The 19687-nt window shown below is 39.9% G+C and carries 17 protein-coding genes, 1 tRNA gene and 1 riboswitch; of the genes, 6 read left to right on the top strand and 12 right to left on the bottom strand.

Translation table 11 applies throughout. The annotated features are described in order from the left end of the window. Window positions 1–273: 273 nt before the first annotated feature. Window positions 274–1170, bottom strand: a complete 897-nt coding sequence (gene lipA / locus DVR12_RS06710; RefSeq protein WP_116974866.1) for a lipoyl synthase — start codon at window positions 1168–1170, stop codon at window positions 274–276. Window positions 1171–1206: 36 nt separating this feature from the next. Beyond that, window positions 1207–2028 carry a hypothetical protein gene (locus DVR12_RS06705; protein ID WP_116974864.1) on the bottom strand — a complete coding sequence of 274 codons (822 nt, stop codon included), beginning with the start codon at window positions 2026–2028 and terminating at the stop codon, window positions 1207–1209. A 174-nt stretch (window positions 2029–2202) separates the two neighbouring features. On the opposite strand from DVR12_RS06705, the gene DVR12_RS06700 reads away from it, so the two are divergent. Next, complete coding sequence (locus DVR12_RS06700; protein ID WP_116974862.1) at window positions 2203–2610, top strand: OsmC family protein; 408 nt, start codon at window positions 2203–2205, stop codon at window positions 2608–2610. A 190-nt stretch (window positions 2611–2800) separates the two neighbouring features. Here the strand turns inward: DVR12_RS06700 and DVR12_RS06695 are convergent, their stop codons facing one another. Then, window positions 2801–4114, bottom strand: coding sequence for a DUF2851 family protein (locus DVR12_RS06695; protein WP_158563217.1), 1314 nt, complete (start codon window positions 4112–4114; stop codon window positions 2801–2803). Between the two features lie 119 nt (window positions 4115–4233). Then, a riboswitch (SAM riboswitch) is annotated at window positions 4234–4350 on the top strand. Between the two features lie 178 nt (window positions 4351–4528). Between DVR12_RS06695 and DVR12_RS06690 the strand changes: the two genes are divergently transcribed. Together DVR12_RS06690 and DVR12_RS06685 are read left to right on the top strand one after the other, a co-directional pair. Next, the gene (locus DVR12_RS06690) at window positions 4529–5707 is read left to right on the top strand and encodes a trans-sulfuration enzyme family protein (protein ID WP_116974859.1); all 1179 of its coding nucleotides are present in this window, start codon (window positions 4529–4531) and stop codon (window positions 5705–5707) included. A 72-nt stretch (window positions 5708–5779) separates the two neighbouring features. Further along, entirely contained in the window at window positions 5780–6961 is a 1182-nt protein-coding gene (locus DVR12_RS06685) for a homoserine dehydrogenase (RefSeq protein ID WP_116974857.1), read from the top strand. Window positions 6962–7046: 85 nt separating this feature from the next. Here the strand turns inward: DVR12_RS06685 and DVR12_RS06680 are convergent, their stop codons facing one another. From DVR12_RS06680 to DVR12_RS06665, 4 genes are all read right to left on the bottom strand, one after another. Continuing rightward, window positions 7047–7619: a Maf family nucleotide pyrophosphatase gene (locus DVR12_RS06680; protein WP_116974854.1), complete on the bottom strand. Its 573-nt coding sequence runs from the start codon at window positions 7617–7619 to the stop codon at window positions 7047–7049. After that, a complete protein-coding gene (locus DVR12_RS06675; RefSeq protein WP_116974852.1) occupies window positions 7620–8561 on the bottom strand; it encodes a geranylgeranylglycerol-phosphate geranylgeranyltransferase in 942 nt (313 codons plus the stop codon). 15 nt (window positions 8562–8576) lie between these two features. Continuing rightward, on the bottom strand, window positions 8577–9098 hold the full coding sequence (locus DVR12_RS06670; RefSeq protein WP_116974850.1) for a KdsC family phosphatase: 522 nt from the start codon (window positions 9096–9098) through the stop codon (window positions 8577–8579). Window positions 9099–9200: 102 nt separating this feature from the next. Then, entirely contained in the window at window positions 9201–9968 is a 768-nt protein-coding gene (locus DVR12_RS06665) for a Rossmann-like and DUF2520 domain-containing protein (RefSeq protein WP_116974848.1), read from the bottom strand. Between the two features lie 268 nt (window positions 9969–10236). Between DVR12_RS06665 and topA the strand changes: the two genes are divergently transcribed. After that, window positions 10237–12588: a type I DNA topoisomerase gene (topA, locus tag DVR12_RS06660; protein ID WP_116974845.1), complete on the top strand. Its 2352-nt coding sequence runs from the start codon at window positions 10237–10239 to the stop codon at window positions 12586–12588. 97 nt (window positions 12589–12685) lie between these two features. Further along, window positions 12686–13585 carry a transglutaminase-like domain-containing protein gene (locus tag DVR12_RS06655; RefSeq protein ID WP_233522148.1) on the top strand — a complete coding sequence of 300 codons (900 nt, stop codon included), beginning with the start codon at window positions 12686–12688 and terminating at the stop codon, window positions 13583–13585. 100 nt (window positions 13586–13685) lie between these two features. On the opposite strand, the gene DVR12_RS06650 is transcribed toward DVR12_RS06655, so the two are convergent. The 5 genes from DVR12_RS06650 to DVR12_RS06630 form a co-directional block, all read right to left on the bottom strand. After that, window positions 13686–13898, bottom strand: a complete 213-nt coding sequence (locus DVR12_RS06650) for a hypothetical protein (RefSeq protein WP_116974843.1) — start codon at window positions 13896–13898, stop codon at window positions 13686–13688. Window positions 13899–13975: 77 nt separating this feature from the next. Continuing rightward, window positions 13976–15289: a ribosome biogenesis GTPase Der gene (gene der / locus DVR12_RS06645; RefSeq protein ID WP_116974841.1), complete on the bottom strand. Its 1314-nt coding sequence runs from the start codon at window positions 15287–15289 to the stop codon at window positions 13976–13978. Between the two features lie 25 nt (window positions 15290–15314). Next, window positions 15315–16184, bottom strand: coding sequence for a GTPase Era (gene era, locus DVR12_RS06640; protein ID WP_116974839.1), 870 nt, complete (start codon window positions 16182–16184; stop codon window positions 15315–15317). Window positions 16185–16280: 96 nt separating this feature from the next. Beyond that, window positions 16281–16352 (bottom strand) — tRNA-Met (locus DVR12_RS06635). Window positions 16353–16460: 108 nt separating this feature from the next. Then, on the bottom strand, window positions 16461–16865 hold the full coding sequence (locus DVR12_RS06630) for a single-stranded DNA-binding protein (protein WP_116974837.1): 405 nt from the start codon (window positions 16863–16865) through the stop codon (window positions 16461–16463). Between the two features lie 249 nt (window positions 16866–17114). On the opposite strand from DVR12_RS06630, the gene DVR12_RS06625 reads away from it, so the two are divergent. Next, window positions 17115–19490 (top strand): TonB-dependent receptor, encoded by a 2376-nt coding sequence (locus DVR12_RS06625; RefSeq protein ID WP_116974835.1) that lies wholly within the window; start codon window positions 17115–17117, stop codon window positions 19488–19490. Window positions 19491–19687: the final 197 nt, after the last annotated feature.

Genomic DNA, 19687 nt, shown 5'->3' with positions numbered 1-19687 from the left:
CAAATTTTTATTACTGCATAAAACATGTTAGGCCGTAATCGCAACAGCAAACAGGCAGGTTGATGGATTGTTGTACGTTAAAATTTACTGAAACCAGGGCTTCACAATTCCAAAAAGTTTCAGGTTATTGAAACACGATAACAGAGAAGTAGTAGGTTAAACAACAAACTGTTGTCAGGTAAAATGAATTCGGGCGCTAAGATAGTGTTATACAAACAAAAATCCACCCTTTCGGATGGATTTTAACAATTACATGAAATTAAGGACCGGTCATCATTTATTCCGACCGCTGAAAATATGCTTTTCTGCATGGTAAGAGGATCTAACTAACGGGCCAGACTCAACGTAATCTAAACCAATATTGTATCCGATTTCTCTTAATTCTGCAAATTCATCAGGATGAACGAAGCGAGCTACTGGCAGGTGCTTAGGAGTAGGTTGCAGATATTGGCCCAATGTTACCACATCGCATCCATTATCATACAAATCCTGCATTGCCTGCACTACTTCTTCTTTTGTTTCGCCAAGGCCCAGCATAATACCGCTTTTGGTGCGCATTCCACCATCTTTAAGACGGCGGATTACTTCGAGGCTACGATGGTATTTGGCTTGAATTCTTACTTGTTTGGTAAGGCGTTCTACTGTTTCCAGGTTATGGGAAACGATTTCCGGAGCAACATCAATGATTCTTTGGAGATTTTCCCAGATACCGCGAAAATCAGGAATCAGCGTTTCCATAGTTGTTTCAGGGTTTAGCGCCCTTACTGCATTAATGGTATTTGCCCAGATGATAGATCCTCCATCTTTTATCTCATCGCGATCTACAGAGGTGATTACAGCATGTTTAACCTTCATGAGATAGATAGCTTCAGCAACACGCTGAGGCTCATCAAAATCTACAGGAGCCGGGCGACCTGTAGCAACGGCGCAGAAGCCACAGCTACGGGTACAAATATTACCCAGAATCATAAAGGTTGCAGTACCGGCGCCCCAGCATTCACCCATATTAGGGCAATTGCCGCTTTCGCAGATGGTATGTAATTTATGGGTATCTACCAGGTTACGAACCTGTTTGTAGTTTTCGCCTATAGGTAATTTAACGCGAAGCCAGTCTGGCTTTTTTACTCTTGTTGTAGCCGGTTCGGCAGCTATTACGGGTAGTTCTTGCATCGCTTATTCCTTTCTTTAGAAAAACAAAGGTAATACTTATCTCTTATTCCAGCGCTTACCGAATTGGATGCTTACATAACCATTGAAAAAGAACTGTTTAGCCTTTTCCCCGTTATCCGGCACCATTATATATATTTTTTTTGTATATAGTTCTGCATTCATACCAACTTCCAGGGCGCTTACTACTTCGTTGAAATGTGCCCAATCGAAACGCATACCCAATTTGGCATGTAAGCCCGGAACTACACTCATATCGCTCCATCCTTTTCCAAATCCTGCAGCCCCATTAATTTTATCGGCAGCCAGGAATAAATCAGGATTGCTGGTATATTTAATGTCGGTATTATTACCATTTACATCTTCAACATTGAGATAATAGGGTTTTAACAACCCAAGAGAAAGCCCTCCATAATAAATGGCATCTACTTCTACTCCATTCTTATTGCCTTTGCCTCCAATAAGATAGCGTTGCCCTACCCCCAGCTTGGCTTGATAAAAATTATTTTGCTTACCGAAGATAAAAGGGCGTTGAGTAAAGGCGAAGGCGTTGTTTGTCTTTACTTCCTTATTACTTTTCTTCTCAGAAAACTCAAATTGGAAGTAATTAACAATTTTCCTGCTTTTACGATATCCGAATTCCAGAAAACCAGACCATCCATCTGTATTTAACCTACCCCCCAGTGAAAAATCCCGTTGAAATACATTTTCTCCCTCTTCCTGTTCCTTGAAAATTGAAATCCGTTTTAGCTTACGCTGCTCTTTCTCTGCCTTCTTATTCTGAGCGTTGCTATTGGTAGTTTGAGCAGATAAACCACCGAAAACCAATACTAGCAAAATGATAATGTATAATTTTTTCACAGCGGGCTATATTATGGTATAATAAATAAACGCTTTTACAAAGGTATTGTTATGTATATATTACAAACGTAGCTAATTTTTTTTTAGTTTAACATATGTTCGTTGACTTTATGGGAATCTTAAAAATACCTTTATTTTTGAGGGTGATAGAACAACTCAAAATTTTATAACTATATGCAAACTGCTTCCATCGTCTATACAGGAGAGTTAAGAACAACTGCTACTCACCTGCAATCAGGCACTGTAATAGAAACTGATCCTCCTGTAGATAATAACGGAAAAGGAGAAAGATTTTCACCTACCGACCTGGTTGCTGCAGCTTTAGGATCCTGCATGCTTACCATTATGGGAATCAAGGCCAGAGACAATAAATGGCCAATAGAAGGCACCAAGGTAAGTGTTCAGAAAATCATGGGTACCGATCCACGTAGAATCACCGGACTTAATGTAGTTATTGATTTCCCTCAAGGACTGAACCTTGGCGAAAAAGAAAGAACTATACTTGAACGTGCTGCTCATACCTGCCCGGTTGCCCATAGTATTCACCCTGAGATTGCACAAAACGTAACTTTTAACTGGTAATTTTTCTCGCAAAGGCGCAAAGATTAATATTAAGGCACAAAGGACTTTTTTTAAGATTTTTAAGGAAAAAAGAATGTTTAAAAGATTTTCAATTGGTTTCAATACAATAATATTAGTAACCTGTCAGTAATTCTTAATAATAATCGCTCCGATCCTTATTAATCTTAAAAAAATCCTTTGCGCCTTAATATTAATCTTTGCGCCTTTGCGAGAAACCTCCGCAGCATTCACTCAATAATTTAACCCCTACTGCACATTTAAGGCATTGTTTCTCCTCGCAATAATACCTCTTAAGTTGCAACAAGGCCTGCGACTCAAAAGCATTTACAGCAGTGACACCTATACTTTTCCAGCTTTTCGTGATTGAATTTTTTTCCGGAGGTAATTGCTGCAAAAGATCTATTGCCTTTTGCTGATAATACGTTTGCTGTTTTATTCTTCCATACAGCTGCAACAAGGGCAACACCGTATTTATAAGAATATTATTTACTATTTGAGTTGCAGGTAATTGAGTAGAATCTACTTCCTGATTAAACCGGTAATGCCGATGCCAGTACGGAGATGGGCATATGGAAAATAACTGCTCCAGCTCCTTCAGACTCTCAGCTTCCAGGAGTTTGGAAAACAAACGGGGTCTTTGCTGTAAAAGACTTGCAAATGTGGCTATACGAATAGTTGGGAAAGCCGATGGTCTGACTCTTAGCCAGTTCCAGAGATCGGCAGATATTGGAAGCAACTGGTGCTTATGCTGCATATGTGTATAAATCTCCTGTAATTCCAACGGATATGAATCGGTAAAAGAACCATTTAGCATGCCTGCCTGTCCGAATACCAAAGCCTCCATTTGCAAAAGATTATTGCTGTATCTAAGCAGAATCTTATATGATACAGATTGTGCCAGTTGCAGGAAAGGCATGGCGTTTACAGGAGTACCATAACTCTGTGCCAATGCCCAGTAACAAACTTCTTCCCAATTATAATTATTGCATTCTAGCCAGGTTTTAAAACTTTCTGTTTTGCGCTCCCAACGTTCTGCCAATAGCCGCTCCTTCCAGCTAACCCAGGTCAGATGAGGCAAGTGATCAATAATTGGAGCACAGGGAACAAAAGGCGATAATCGCCTTAGTTGTTCATAGCGCTGCAACAGAATTTTGGGGATATATTGTTGTAGCTCCAGACAAGGTACATCCGGATGATGCGATGAAGGCAGATCATGAACAAATACCACATGCAGGATAATCCGCTGATACTGAGGATTATTCTGGTGGTGATGTCTGAACCAGTCGGAGGTTCTTAAGTGCAGTTCTACATTTCCTATCCAGAGTACGGAACCTAATCGGATTTTCGCAGCTTCAAAATCCGGCCCGGCATGTCGGTTAATCCGGCCAGGAGATAAGATAGTCAGGCTTTCTCCGGAGGTTGTGGTAAGGTTGTCTTGCTGAAACAGGCGTAGTGCCCAGATGTGCTGGAATAGCTCCTCTGTGAGCGGTAGGTTAACAAACATATTATACCGGTTGATTATCATTTAAAGTTAAGAAATCGGGAGGATGAAAAAATATTTTTAACAGAAGGATTTGGAAATCTGATCAAAGTACCCTTAACTTTGCGCCAGTTCTTACACAACACTTATCCAGAAAGGCGGAGGGACTTGGCCCTACGATGCCTTAGCAACCATTCCTGATTATATCAGGAAAAAGGTGCTAATTCCTGCTCTCGACTCAGTCGGGAGAAAGATAAGTTGGCAGAGATTATTCTTCATAGATATATATAACTTTCTAAAAGAGCTCTTCCAACATAGGGAGAGCTTTTTTTATGCCTTCTTCTCTCAAATTTCTTAGGATTAATGTTGTTTAAGTTGATCTTTAATGATAAAGTTGCACCATAAAACGGCTTCTATATCATTAAAATATTTAAACAAATGAAAACAGCAACACAACTGATTCATAGCATTCCGGTAGATGAACTGACAGGCGCCATATCCGTGCCTATCTATCAGACGTCCACTTTTGTGCAGGAATCTCCGGGCATTAATAAGGGCTTTGAATTTTCCAGAGCAAATAATCCTACCAGAAAAGTACTGGAGGATCTGATCTGCAATCTGGAAGAAGGATTTGCTGGCTTTGCCTTTGCCAGTGGCATGTCTGCCATTGATGCTGTATTAAAATTATTGAAATCGGGCGATGAAATTATGGCGGTGGAAGATACCTACGGAGGCATCTTTCAAATATTCAACCATATGTTTGAACGCTTTGGTATTAAGGTAAATTTTGTTGATACCAGTAATATTGATAAAGTATTGGCTGCTATCACACCTAAAACGAAAGTGATTTGGTTAGAATCTCCTACCAATCCTACTTTGAAGGTTTCTGATATCAAATCGATCAGCAAAATTGCCAAACAACACGATATCCTGCTGGTAGTAGATAATACTTTCAGTACTCCATTACTTCAACAACCCTTAACATTAGGCGCTGATATAGTTATCCATAGCGCTTCTAAATATTTGGCCGGTCACTGCGATGTAATAGCCGGACTGGTAGTTGTCAACTCCAAAGTGCTGGCCGATCAGATCAGATATAATCAAAATATTTCCGGAAGTATTTTAAGCCCGTTTGAAGCATGGTTAACAATCCGTGGAATTGAAACGCTGTATTTACGACTGGAAAAACAGTGTAGCAATGCCAGTACTATCGCTAATTGGCTGGCAACTCATCCTGCTATAGATAAAGTATTCTATCCCGGATTAGCCACACATAAAAATCATCATATTGCCCGCAAACAACAAAAGAACTACGGCGCATTGGTTAGCTTTTCATTAAAGAGCGACAACATTAAAAATGCTATCCGTATTGTGAATGCAACAAAGTTGTTTAAGCTGGCAGAAAGTTTCGGCGGTGTAAAAAGTATGCTGGCCCACCCGGCCACCATGACTCATAGAAACATTCCCGAAGATTTTCGGAAAAAAAGCGGGTTACAGGATTCATGCATCCGACTATCCATCGGAATTGAAGATGCAGAAGACCTGATCAATGACCTGAAACAAGCGCTGGATAAATTAAACCATCCGGCTGGCAAGCAAATCACTGTTTTACAATAAAGCTGCCTGGTAACGGAGCCGGATATACGCAACCTGTAATCCTGCATGCAGCATTAAGTTTGAAAAAAAAGTATGGAAAACAAGATCATCAATCTAGGTATTTTTGGATTCGGAGTGGTAGGACAAGGACTGTACGAAGTGCTTAACAGAACAAAAGGTATTAATGCACGTATCAAAAAGATATGTATTAAAGACCCTAATAAAACAAGGCCTATCGACAGCAGTTATTTTACCACTGATAAAAATGAAATCCTTGAAGATCCGACTATCGATGTGGTAGTAGAACTGATCAATGATACTGAAGCTGCATTTGAAATTGTTAGCACAGCACTTCGCAATGGTAAAGCCGTAGTAAGTGCCAGCAAACGAATGATTGCCGAAAACCTGCCAGCTCTTTACCAATTACAGGCAGAAAATAAAGTGCCTTTCTTATACGAGGCCTCCAGCTGCGCTAGTATTCCAATTATTCGCAACCTGGAAGAATACTACGATAACGACTTGCTCAACGCTGTTGAAGGAATCTGTAATGGATCTACCAACTATATTCTTACCAAAATTTTTGAAGAAAATCTCAGCTTCGAAACAGCACTGCAACAAGCACAGGATCTAGGTTTCGCAGAAACCGACCCTACACTGGATATCGAAGGTTATGATCCAAAATTCAAAATCGTAATTCTTCTCCTGCATGCTTTCGGTACTTTCGTGAAGCCGGAAGAGGTATTCAACTTCGGAATACATCACCTCAATGATTTCGATATTCAATTTGCCAGACAACGTAATAGTACTATTAAACTGATCGCACAATGCCGTCGTCAGAATGGCCACGTATTCTCCTACGTATTACCGCATCTGGTAAAAGAACATAACCTATTATACGACGTGTATAACGAGTACAATGGTATTCTGCTTGAAAGTGCTTTCACCGACAAACAATTCTTTGTTGGTAAAGGTGCCGGTGGTACTGCTACCGGTAGTGCTGTACTCTCCGATATTTCTGCTCTGCTCTACAACTATAGGTACGAGTACAAAAAAATCAAACAAAATAATCAACCTAGTTTTACAAACGATGTTCAACTGAAAATATACCTGCGTTATAAAACTCAGGGCCAGGTTGACCTAACCGAATTCTTCCATATATCAGAAAAATATGAATCAGCCGAATGGCGCTATGTTGTAGGAACTATCAACCTGCAAAAACTCAGAGAAGCCGGATGGTTGAAAAATAAGGATGTGAATATCCTGGTATTGGAATAACGCTATTATTAATGAAGCAAAAACCAACAAAATACGGCGCAGATCTCTGCGCCGTTATTCTTTGAGGGGAAAGTAAAACAGGGTATCAGGAAAAGGCCTCCAGTTCTGTAACTACATTACTCACAGGTAAGCCCATTACATTATAGAAACATCCATTAATTCCCTCTATCGCTACTGCCCCAATCCATTCCTGAATCGCGTATGCCCCGGCCTTATCAAAGGGTTTGTAATGGTCTACATAATAATAGACCTGTTCCGGGGTTAATGGTTTAAAAGTGACGTAAGTAATTTTTGAAAATGCTTTCTCTTTATCTCCCTGCTGTATTATCACACCGGTTATAACCCTATGTTCTCTGCCACTTAATGTAGTAAGGATTCTGACCGCATCCGCTCTGTCTTTGGGCTTTCCGATAATAACGTCATCCAATACAACCACTGTGTCTGCCGCAATTATGATATCATTCGGGCTACACAACTGCTGTACAGCCGCAGCCTTCTGTCGGGCAATCCAAACAGGAATGTCGGGAATCTCCAACCCTTCAGGATAAGTTTCAGCAGTTTCAACAACTTTGATTTCAAAAGGAATGCCGGCCTGCTCCAACAGTTGCTTACGACGGGGCGACTGTGAAGCCAGCACAACTGGTTTACCAGAATACATTTATAAATAAATTTTAAAGAAGATCATAGAAAGAATACCTGTAAGCATCACCCATTTAACCAAAGAACTAACTTTATGATATTCAGGTGGCAGGTTAGCTTTTTTCAATAACAGATATATATAAAAGCTCGGCAACTGTACCAATGCAATGAGATAAATAATAGCGATATACCATCCCAAAATCCACACTCTTACTTCAACCAATAAAATAATACCTATCAATCCAAAAATCAATGCACTGCATAATCGTTTGGTAGGTAATACTCCCCAAACAATTGGAAATGTTCTGCAGCCATCTTTACTATCTCCTATCATATCTTCCAGGTCCTTCACTATTTCACGGACCATTGAAATAAGGAATGCAAAGAGAGCGTATACTCCTATTATCTGAATCAGCTTTCTGCCAATCGGAGAAAGAATAGCTTCAAAACTCTGATAGATTTGTTTTTCATAAAATCCAACTACTACAACCGATAATGCTGTTAATATAGAAATTACCACATTACCGATTATTGCCTGTCTTTTAAAAGAGGTGGAATAAAACCAGAGTAACAGGGAACAGATCACTTGTGTAAAACCCAGGTAGAATTGTCCTGTTTTCCAGGCCACCAGAAAGCCAAGCGATACCCCGGCCATATTCAGGAATGTATGCCAGGCCATTGCCCAACGGCGACTAATTACCTTATCCAGCACCATTTTATCGGGCTTATTAACAATATCGATATTGATATCGAAGTAATCATTAATAATGTATCCCGCAGCAGCAATTAAAACAGTGGATATAGAAAGAAGCACGAATAATGGAACTGATAAAGATGGTTCCTCCCCTTCACTACGTAATACAGGCTCAACTACACAATATTGCAGTAGGAATTGGGTAAGCGCTATATATATTAGATTAGGGTATCTGATTAGTTTGAAAAATGCAGCCCAGTGCTTCATAGTTTCTTTTGTTGATTATTTTGATGCTATGCCTTCATCCATAAGCCAATGACCATTCAATTTCAATACCTTTTCCATTACTTCTCTCACGCAACCATGTCCGCCTGGTAAAGGGGAAATATATTTTGAGATACTTTTAATTTCTGGTGCGGCATCGGCAGGGCAAACAGGTAAGCCTACCATCTGCATGGGCATATAATCAGGAATATCGTCACCCATATAGATTATTTCTTCCCAGCGCAGATCATTTTCAAATACATAATCCTGCAGTTTTTCTTTCTTCTCCGTAATTCCGGTAAAAATATCTTTAATGCCAAGCCCTTGTAAGCGACTTACCACGCTTTCTGATTTTCCGCCTGATATAATTACTACCCGATAGCCTTTCTTAATTGCCAATTGCATTGCATAGCCATCCTTAATATTCATCTTGCGCGACATTTCCCCACCTGGCAAAAGTTGCAAAGTTCCATCTGTAAGTACCCCATCCACATCTAATACGAAAGTGGTGATCGGTTTGAATAAAGCCAATACGTTCATAGGGCTCAAAAATAAAGATTTATAATCTCTTAAAAGACACAGGAATGAATGGTCATTTCAATTTTATGAAATGACCATTATATATAATATCCTAATCGCTGCTTAAGATTTGTGATGAAATTGAAAAATTGCATCCGACAATACCTGGTATACCAACTGCATATATTCGTTTCCTTCCAGTAATGAACGGTGCAAATTCATAGTTACAATATCCTGCCGGATTGCCGGCCCGGTCTGTACTGCCTCCGGAGGATATTTCTCCAACCGGTCGAAAGTTTCTTTAATAATCGGCTGAAGCAGGGAAAAGTCGAGATGCTCCTTTTCGCAGTAAGCCTTAGCCTGGGCAATTAAATGGTTCGTGAAATTATTACAAAGCACCGCGGTGAGGTGGTATTTAAGTCGCTGAGTTGAATCGGCGAAAGTAACTGTACCAGAAATACTTTGGGCAAGCGCCTGGAGTCTTCTGAGCACTTCGTCATTGCTGGCTTCCAGCATTACCGGGATGGTTGGGTAATTTTTTACTTCCTTACGGATAGATTGAAGCGGATAGATGACGCCAATATTGGAGGAAATTTTCGAAATAGCGCTTAGAGGTACTGCACCGGCAGTATGGGCAACCATTCTTTTCCCCAGCCGAAGTTCATCGTTCAATTCGGAAATGGCGGAATCACTAACTGCCAGAATATATATATCTGCTTCCATATTAATATCCTGAATATCGGTTGTATGGGAAGCATTTAACATCTCACCAAGTTCACGGGCGTGTTCGGGGTTGCGGCTAATGACCTGGCTAATCTGGTGACCATGAATTTTCATTAATTGCCCATAACAATGCGCTACGTTACCTGTGCCAATGATAACAATCTCCATTAATTTCTAATTTAAAAAATTTTGAATGTTATGATTTTAATATTTGAATAAGTCACCTATCACACAAATAGGGTATTCGGAACCTTAACTAATCGAATATACGTACTTTAAACCCAACCCCGATTTTTTCGTTACATTAGAAGGTATTTTAACATTTAAAGGCCCCTGATTTTTTAATTTCAAGGTACTTTTATATCATTGCAGAAATTCATTGAAGTTATTATTTTCCAGAATTTTGCGTATTTAGCAGTATATTAAAGAAGCATACATGGCAAAAAAAAATCTAGTTATAGTTGAGTCCCCGGCAAAGGCCAAGACCATCGAAAAAATATTGGGCAATGACTTTGAAGTAAAGTCTTGCTTCGGTCATATACGTGACCTGGAGAAAGACGATATGGGGATAGACATTGAAAATAACTTCAAGCCTAAGTATGTGATCCCTGAAGATAAAGAGAAGGTTGTCAAGGAGTTAAAGAAGTTAGCGAAGGATACCGACGAGGTTTGGTTAGCAACGGATGAGGACCGTGAAGGGGAAGCCATTTCATGGCATTTATGTGAGGTGTTGAACCTGGATCCTAAAACAACCAAGCGCATCGTTTTCCATGAAATTACCAAACCGGCCATCGAAAATGCCGTTCAACATCCGCGTAAGCTGGATATGGATAGGGTAAATGCCCAGCAGGCCCGCAGAATACTCGACAGAATCGTAGGTTTTGAAATCTCTCCAGTCTTATGGCGAAAAATGAGTATGCGTAACTCATTATCTGCCGGTCGAGTGCAATCCGTAGCTGTTAGATTGATTGTTGAACGTGAAAGAGAAATCAATGCTTTCCATTCTACCAGTACCTTTAAAGTAGATGCCTATTTTACCGGAAAAGATATTAATGGTAAAAATATCTCCTTTAAAGCTGAAGGTCCTAATAAGTTCAAAACGGCAGAGGATGCTGAAAAATTCCTGCAGCAATGCGTAGGAGCTGCATATACAGTTAAAGATATTCAGGTAAAGCCAGGTAAAAAATCACCGGCTGCTCCTTTCACCACTTCTACCTTACAACAGGAAGCCAGCCGTAAATTGGGCTATAGCGTATCTAAAACCATGCTTTTAGCGCAAAAACTGTATGAAAGTGGGAATATCACCTATATGCGTACCGACTCCGTAAACCTCTCCGATACCGCGATGCAGGACATCGAAAAATCGATCAAGGGAACATTCGGAGATAAATATCACCAACACCGTAAGTTTAAGAATAAGAACGAATCGGCTCAGGAAGCTCACGAAGCTATTCGTCCTACTTATATGGAGAACACGACTGTTGACGATAGTGATACCCGCCGCCTCTACGAACTGATCTGGAAGCGTACCATCGCCAGCCAGATGTCGGATGCGGAACTTGAAAAAACCATCGCTAAAATAGATATCAGTACCAACCACGAGGAATTATCTGCCAGTGGAGAAGTATTGAAGTTTGATGGCTTCCTTAAAGTATACCTCGAAAGTAATGATGACGAGGAAGAATCAGAAGATCAGGAAGGTTCTTTACCTCCACTGGCTGTAAAACAGTCGCTGGATCTTAAAGAAATGAAAGCTACTGAACGCTTCTCCCGCCCAGCTCCTCGTTATACTGAGGCCAGCCTGGTTAAAAAACTGGAAGAATTGGGAATTGGACGTCCATCTACCTACGCTCCAACTATTACGACCATACAAAAGCGTAATTACGTTGAAAAACGTGATAAGGAAGGAGTGAAAAGGGATTACAGAGTTTTATCACTTAAAAATGATAAAATCTCCAAGGTTACAGAAACAGAAAATACAGGAGCTGAGAAATCGAAGTTATTCCCTACCGACCTGGGTATGATTGTTACAGATTTCCTGAACCAATATTTCAATAATGTAATGGATTATGGTTTTACTGCTAAGATTGAAGAAGAATTTGACGAAATAGCCAGCGGTAAAAAGCAATGGAATAAAATGCTGAAGGAGTTTTATTCTCCATTCCATAAAGATGTGGAAAACACATTGGAAAACGCAGAAAGAGTAAAAGGAGAACGTCCTTTGGGTGTGGATGAAGCAACAGGCAAACCAATCGTAGCCCGTATGGGTCGTTATGGTCCGATGATTCAGATTGGTAGTGCGGAAGATGAGGAAAAACCTCGCTTTGCAAAACTGAAAGCAACCCAGAGTATTGAAACAATTACATTGGATGAAGCAATGGAACTCTTCAAACTACCACGAAATCTGGGGCAGTTCGAAGATTCTGATGTTATAATAAATATCGGTAGATTTGGTCCGTATGCGCAGCACGACAAGAAATTCTATTCCTTAAAGAAAGAAATGGACCCATACACCGTAGAGTTGGATGAAATTGAACCGTTAATTGTTGAAAAGCGTGCAGCCAAAGACGAGAGAACGATCAAAATATTCGAAAAAGAAAAAATTCAAATTCTCAAAGGTCCTTATGGCCCATATATCAAACAAGGCTTAAAGAATTTCAAAATACCGAAAGAAAAAATTGATAACGCAGCTGATTTAACAGTGGAAGAAGCTAAAGCTATTATTGAAGAAGCTAAAGCAAATCCACCTAAGAAAAAAGCAGCGCCAAGGAAGAAGAAAGCTGAATAACGCGGTGGTAAAAAATGATGATGAAACAGGCAATGGATAATTACTGCAGTGCAATTGATACGCGTATTATTTAATTTGCCAACTGGATCATTATTTAATGATTACCACTGATCATAATAATGGTATGAATGAAAACAGAGAAATAAATGCTTTGTTCCACCTGTTGGATGATCCAGATGTAGAGGTATTTGATACTGTTGCCAATAAGATTTTGCTTTATGGCAAGGAAATCATTCCAAACCTGGAGAATTTGTGGGAGAATACAATCGACGAGGCTATTCAGGAAAGGATAGAATTGCTGATTCACCGTGTGCATTACCAGGACCTTCAATCGGCACTTCGTGGATGGGGGCGTTCTGAGATGCCGGATTTACTTCAAGGAGCTATTTTAACTGCTAAATATCAATTCCCTGACTTGTTAGATAACCAGATCCTGACAGAAATAGATCGGATTAAACGAAATATCTGGCTGGAGCTGAATAATTATCTAACCCCGCTTGAGCAGATCAATGTACTGAATAGTATGATCTACAACTATTTTGGGCTTAAGGGAGAAGAAGTATCGTACCAGCGAAGAAATCAGTTCTTCATTAATCAGGTTATTGAATCGAAGAAAGGTAATCCTGTTACTAACGGTATTATCTATCAGACGCTTTGTGCAATGCTTGATTTACCAGTTTATGCAGTAAAGATACCCCGACAGTTTATTCTGGCGTATTTCGACAGTTTTATAGACTTTTCCGGGCCTATAGATCCATCTGATTACAGGATTTTATTTTTTATTGATCCGATACAAGGTCAGATTTACACACAACAGGATGTGGACACCTATTTAAGACGGGTATCAGTACCTCCGGTACCTTCTTATTTCAAACCGCAATCCAATAAGCAGATTATTCAGTTCCTGCTGGAAGAGCTATCGAAATGTTTTCAGGACGAAAAAGATAGCTATAAGCAAAATGAGCTTATAAATCTGGCGAGTATTCTGGAAGATTAAAATTATGAAGAAGTATAATTGAAAAGGCCATCTCTACTAAGTAGAGATGGCCTTTTTCAATTTCTTGCAAGAAAGATTTATTATCAATTATAATAATCTCTTACTTAGCTGGAGTTGCAGCTGAATCACCAGTAGCTGGAGTTGCAGTAGAATCCAGGTGAGCAGTAGAATCAGCAGCAGGAACCTGAGCTGGTTCAGCGTTCATTGTGTCTACAGGAGCAGTTGCAGTAGAATCAGCAGCAGGAGTGCTACCACCGTTACAAGCTACGAAGAACATACCAGCAGCGATAGCGAATACAAATACTTTTTTCATGTTGATTTTGTTTTGTGTTTTTAAAACCGCCGCAAAGTTATGCACAATAATTATAAATTACAAAATCTACTACTCTATTATTTTTTCCTGAAGAATAATTTCAACGGAACCCCTCTGAAATCGAAGTGCGAGCGAAGTTGATTTTCCAGGTAATTACGATAAGGAGTCTTTACATCATCCGGTAAGTTACAGAAGAAAGCAAACGCAGGCGTATGAGTTGGCAACTGAGTTACATACTTAATACGGATAGGAATACCCCTTACAACAGGAGGGTGATATGCTTCAATAGCTTTTAGCATTACATCATTCAGTGTAGAAGTAGGAATGCGGCGCAGGCGGTTTTCGTAAACTTCGAGCGCTGTTTCAATAGCTTTGAATATACGTTGTTTCTCGGTTACAGAAGTGAAGATGATAGGCACATCAGAGAATGGAGCAAGTCTGTTTTTCAGTTCTTTTTCATAATCTCTGGCGGTGTTGGTAGCCTTTTCTATCAAATCCCATTTATTCACCAATACCACAACACCTTTACCTTTACGTGCAGCAAGGCTGTAAATGCTCAAATCCTGGGCAGTAATACCTTTTTCAGCGTCCAGTAGCAACATTACCACATCAGCCTCATCTACTGCCTTAATAGCGCGAATTACAGAATAAAACTCAAGGTCTTCCTGCACTTTAGCTTTACGACGAATTCCGGCGGTATCTATCAACATGAAATCCTTCTGGAACATGTTGTAATGAGTATGAATAGTATCACGGGTGGTACCAGCAATATCAGATACGATATTACGCTCATCTCCTATCAGTGCATTCAACAAAGATGATTTACCAACATTAGGCTGACCAATAATCGCAATTTTAGGAATATCGGTTTCCAACGTGGCTTCTCCCATTTCAGGTGTAATATGAGATACTACAGCATCCAGGAGTTCACCTGTACCACTGCCCGACATAGAAGAAAGGAAGAAAATATTTTCGAATCCCAAGCTATAAAATTCGGTAGCTTCCAATTGGCGCTGACTGTTATCAACTTTATTAACAACCAGGTATACAGGTTTGGAAGTACGACGTAAAACATCAGCAACATCTTCATCCAGGTCGGTAATTCCGGTGGCTACGTCGCACATGAAAATAATGAGATTTGCTTCTTCCATCGCCACTTTCGCCTGTTTACGAATTTCACGTTCGAAAACATCATCACTATTAGAAACAAATCCGCCTGTATCAATAACGTTAAACGTTTTGCCGTTCCAATCGGCGATGCCGTACTGACGATCTCTGGTTACCCCACTCTGATCGTCTACAATTGCTTTACGTTGTTCAAGCAAACGGTTGAACAATGTTGATTTGCCTACGTTCGGGCGGCCTACAATAGCTACTGTATATCCAGCCATTTTTATTATTATTTCGAATGATCAATTAATAACCGTATTCTTTCAGGAATGTATCGTTATCGCGCCATTTACCGCGTACTTTCACGAAGAGTTCCAGGAATACTTTTCTTTCGATGAATTTTTCGATGTCCTGACGTGCTAAAGTGCCTATCTCACGAATTGATTTACCTTTTTCACCAAGAATAATTGCTTTCTGCGTTTCGCGGGTAACAATTATTTCAGCTGAAATCTTCGTCAGTGTGTCTTTTTCCTGGAATTGATTAACGATAACCGTAGTATGGTACGGAATTTCTTCTTTGAACAGTTGAAATATTTTTTCGCGAATAATCTCAGCAACAAAAAAGCGTGTAGACCTGTCCGTTAGTGTATCTTCCGGATAGAAAGGATTAGCTTCCGGCAATAGTTTTACAATAGTTGCCAGCAAGTCCTTCACTCCTTTACCTTGCATAGCAGAAATAGGTACAACAGCCGTAGCCTTCCCCCATTCTTTAGCTTTAGCTTCTAATTCGGCTTGTTCTTCCTTAGAGAGCTTATCGATTTTATTGAGTACCAGGATCACCGGTACTTTCAATTTCAGGGAGTCGAATAATTCAAGATTTTCGGCTAAAGAGTCCTTTACATCAAGGATGAGTAAAGCAACATCAGCATCTTCGAGTGCCGACTTCACTGCTCCCATCATTTTCTCATGCAGCTTGTATTTAGGATCAATAATACCCGGAGTATCGGAAAATACAATCTGGTAATCGGGTTGAGTGAGTACCCCGGTTATACGGTGTCGGGTAGTTTGCACTTTAGGAGAAATAATAGCGAGTTTCTCGCCAATTATAGCGTTTAACAAGGTGCTTTTTCCCGCATTGGGCTTACCGAAAATATTTACAAAACCTGCTTTGTGCATGACATCTAATTAGGAGGCAATGGCCTCAAACTTACGCAAATAAAAAAAGCCGAATTTCTTCGGCTCTAATCTTTATCGCTCTTCAGCGTTTATTTGTAGCGAGGAGCGGATTCGAACCACTGACCTTCGGGTTATGAGCCCGACGAGCTACCTCTGCTCTACCTCGCAATGAGGGTGCAAAGATAGGGTACTTAAATTTAACTAACAAATAATTCTTAAAAAAAGTAAAAAAGCCAGCAATTGCTGGCTTTATAATGGAATACAAATACACTTAAATTAAAATGGAAGGTCGTCAGCGGGCTGCTCTACGGATGGTTCTGTTTCTGGAACCGGCACCTCTGAAAGGATTACTTTTCTTCTTTCTTCATCTCTGCTGCTTAGCAGTTGAATAGAGAATACTCTAAACTTAATTGCACCTGTGAGTACTCCGGCTTTTGAAATAAAGGCCTCCACTTTGGGAACCCCGTCTAAAAAAACCATTGTTCCCTGCGTTAAATAGGGTGCAACGTTTCCCCGATCCCATAAAGAGCAATCTACCCAGGTAGTTCTTTCCTCCAGGACACCCTGAGCATTTTTAAAACGCTCATTGACGGCTACCGGGAAAGAAAATACAACAGCACCGTTAACTTCTCTTTTTACTACATCGCGGCCTAAATGCCCGATTAGCTGCATTCTGATCATCAGTAATAAAGATTAAATGGTTAAAAAATTTAGAAATGATGACCTAAAGAAGTACCTATTCAAATTACACTATTTTATTCATCCGAAAAATAATTTCTTATTTTAAAATTCACATCTATACCTTTGTACTGCGTTATACGCAAATACCATAAATGGGGTGCCTTACTTTTCAGGCTGAGATCACACCCAAGGAACCTTGACCAGGTAATGCTGGTTAGGAATGACTAAATAGAAAACAGACATAATTAAATGAGACAGCTAATGTTATTAGCGCTACTTTGCATAGTTGGCGCTGTAAACGCACAATCGCTTGTCACTGGTACCGTTACCGACCTTTCAACCGGAAAACCTTTAGAAGGGGTAACTATCAGCATCAGCAAAACCGGCGATCTTACCAACCAGGAAGGACATTACAGCATCCGTCTTTCCAAACAGGGAACTTATACCATTAATGCCAGCTATATTGGCTATAAAAATTATACTGCTACCATTACCACCACTGGTCAGCCACAACAGCTCAATATTTCCCTGGAAGCAATTACACTCTTTGTAAAACCTGTTGAGATCAGTAGTTTGAGAGCCGGCAAAAATTCTCCATTTGTTAGCACAACACTGACCGCGGCCGATATTAAAAAACAAAACCTGGGTCAGGATCTGCCACTATTATTGGATCAGCAACCCTCTGTAGTTACTAACTCGGATGCAGGTACGGGAATCGGATACACCGGAATGAGAGTTCGTGGCTCAGATATTACCAGAATCAATGTTACCGTAAATGGTATTCCTATTAATGATGCCGAATCCCAGGGAACATTTTTTGTGAATATGCCGGATTTTGCTTCGTCAACGAATAGCATTCAACTTCAAAGAGGTGTTGGTACTTCAACCAATGGTGCCGGTGCTTTCGGAGCATCATTAAATCTCTCTACCAATGAATTCAATGAAAAAGCGTATGGAGAAATCAGTAACAGCTATGGCTCATTCAATAGCTGGAAACATACTGTTAAAGCAGGTTCAGGACTTATCAACAATCATTTTACCATTGATGCCCGATTGTCTAAAATCTCTTCAGATGGATATATAGATCGTGCGACCTCCGACCTCCGTTCCTTCTATACCTCTGCAGCTTATATCTCCGACAATACCGCCATAAGACTGAATGTTTTCTCCGGAAAAGAAAAAACCTATCAGGCATGGAATGGTGTACCGGAAGATAAATTACTTACCGACAGAACTTATAATTCAGCCGGTACTAAAAAACCAGGAACTCCATACGACAATGAAACTGATAACTATCAGCAAGATCATTATCAGTTGTTCCTCAACCAGAAAATCAATTCACATCTCAACTTCAACGTAGCTCTTCACATGACCAGGGGAAGAGGTTACTATGAACAATACAGAGCACAACAGGAATACTCGGAATATGGATTGGAATACCCGATTATTAATGGAGATTCAGTTCACACTACAGATTTAGTCAGACAGCTTTGGTTAGATAATTATTTCTATGGTACTGTATTTTCTGTTAACCGCACCGGCAATAAATATAACTGGAGCCTTGGTGGTGGATGGAACAGATATACCGGCGATCATTATGGTAAAATCATCTGGGCACAAGTTGGTATCAACAAAGATCAGGAGTATTACCGTTACCCAGCTCAAAAAAATGATTTCAATATCTACTGGAAAAACGAATATAAATTAACTCAGCAGTTAAGTTTATTCGCGGATGTACAATATCGTAACATCATGTACTACATGGATGGATTTGAAGCTGCACCAACATATATTGAGCATGTGAATTACAACTTCTTCAATCCTAAAGCCGGTATTTCCTACAATATCAATGCAGCTAACAGAGTATTTGCATCCATAGCATTAGCGCACAAAGAGCCTACCCGCAGCGATTTTGAAAGCAATTACGGAGCCTCAGTTCCTAAACCGGAAGAACTACAGGACCTGGAAGCCGGGTATAGCTGGAGAAGCAGTAAAGCAGCTGTAGAAGCCAATGTTTACTATATGCGCTATAAAAATCAGCTTGTACAAACCGGGATGTTAACAGATGTAGGTGCCTACATCCGTACCAATATTCCTAAAAGCTATCGTTTAGGCGTTGAAGTGAATGGATCAGTGAATCTGTCGCCAATGTTCAGTATTGCAGCCAATGGAGCTTTAAGCAGTAATAAAGTTCTGGATTACCATGCTGTGACCTATGACGAAAATGCCGACGTCCATACACAGGTGATCAATAAGGCTAACATTTCCTTCTCACCGGCTTTTGTTGGTGGCGCTACTTTCACAGCAAGACCAGTTAAAGATCTGAATATAGATTTAATTGGAAAATATGTAAGCAGACAGTATATGGATAATACATCCAATATAGCTGGTAGTCTTGATCCATATTTTGTCAGCAATTTGCGTATCAATTATCTGGTGCCTCAGAAACTGTTTCGCGAACTGGGATTGCAGTTTATGCTGAATAATATTTTCAACAAGAAATATGAGCCTAATGGAAGCACCTGGCCATACTTCGATGCAAGTCAGAATAAGGTGATCTACGACAATTACTATTACCCAATGGCAGGAACCAATTTCTTTGCAGGAATAACAATTGGGTTATAGCCATATCCTAACCATTATACAAAAGGTCTGACATTCACTGTCAGACCTTTTTTCTTTTAATTATATTGATGATCATTTTATCTTTTTTATATTGAAATTATCACCTTGATTTAATCTCTATTCATTAAAATATTTTAAGTCAAGGATTGCTCGTTATTTAATTTGGAGTACTTACATTAGCGCCTCAAAATTGTTAG

It is taken from the genome of Chitinophaga silvatica (genome assembly GCF_003419895.1).
GTDB lineage: Bacteria > Bacteroidota > Bacteroidia > Chitinophagales > Chitinophagaceae > Chitinophaga > Chitinophaga silvatica.
This window is presented reverse-complemented; position numbering and strand designations above follow the sequence as displayed.

Bases quoted from the DNA above. Each gene is read 5' to 3' on its own strand.
- lipA (WP_116974866.1), bottom strand. From the start codon at position 1,170: ATGCAAGAACTACCCGTAATAGCTGCCGAACCGGCTACAACAAGAGTA.
- DVR12_RS06700 (WP_116974862.1), top strand. From the start codon at position 2,203: ATGCAAACTGCTTCCATCGTCTATACAGGAGAGTTAAGAACAACTGCT.
- DVR12_RS06695 (WP_158563217.1), bottom strand. From the start codon at position 4,114: ATGTTTGTTAACCTACCGCTCACAGAGGAGCTATTCCAGCACATCTGG.
- DVR12_RS06690 (WP_116974859.1), top strand. From the start codon at position 4,529: ATGAAAACAGCAACACAACTGATTCATAGCATTCCGGTAGATGAACTG.
- DVR12_RS06685 (WP_116974857.1), top strand. From the start codon at position 5,780: ATGGAAAACAAGATCATCAATCTAGGTATTTTTGGATTCGGAGTGGTA.
- DVR12_RS06680 (WP_116974854.1), bottom strand. From the start codon at position 7,619: ATGTATTCTGGTAAACCAGTTGTGCTGGCTTCACAGTCGCCCCGTCGT.
- DVR12_RS06675 (WP_116974852.1), bottom strand. From the start codon at position 8,561: ATGAAGCACTGGGCTGCATTTTTCAAACTAATCAGATACCCTAATCTA.
- DVR12_RS06670 (WP_116974850.1), bottom strand. From the start codon at position 9,098: ATGAACGTATTGGCTTTATTCAAACCGATCACCACTTTCGTATTAGAT.
- DVR12_RS06665 (WP_116974848.1), bottom strand. From the start codon at position 9,968: ATGGAGATTGTTATCATTGGCACAGGTAACGTAGCGCATTGTTATGGG.
- topA (WP_116974845.1), top strand. From the start codon at position 10,237: ATGGCAAAAAAAAATCTAGTTATAGTTGAGTCCCCGGCAAAGGCCAAG.
- DVR12_RS06655 (WP_233522148.1), top strand. From the start codon at position 12,686: ATGATTACCACTGATCATAATAATGGTATGAATGAAAACAGAGAAATA.
- DVR12_RS06650 (WP_116974843.1), bottom strand. From the start codon at position 13,898: ATGAAAAAAGTATTTGTATTCGCTATCGCTGCTGGTATGTTCTTCGTA.
- der (WP_116974841.1), bottom strand. From the start codon at position 15,289: ATGGCTGGATATACAGTAGCTATTGTAGGCCGCCCGAACGTAGGCAAA.
- era (WP_116974839.1), bottom strand. From the start codon at position 16,184: ATGCACAAAGCAGGTTTTGTAAATATTTTCGGTAAGCCCAATGCGGGA.
- DVR12_RS06630 (WP_116974837.1), bottom strand. From the start codon at position 16,865: ATGATCAGAATGCAGCTAATCGGGCATTTAGGCCGCGATGTAGTAAAA.
- DVR12_RS06625 (WP_116974835.1), top strand. From the start codon at position 17,115: ATGAGACAGCTAATGTTATTAGCGCTACTTTGCATAGTTGGCGCTGTA.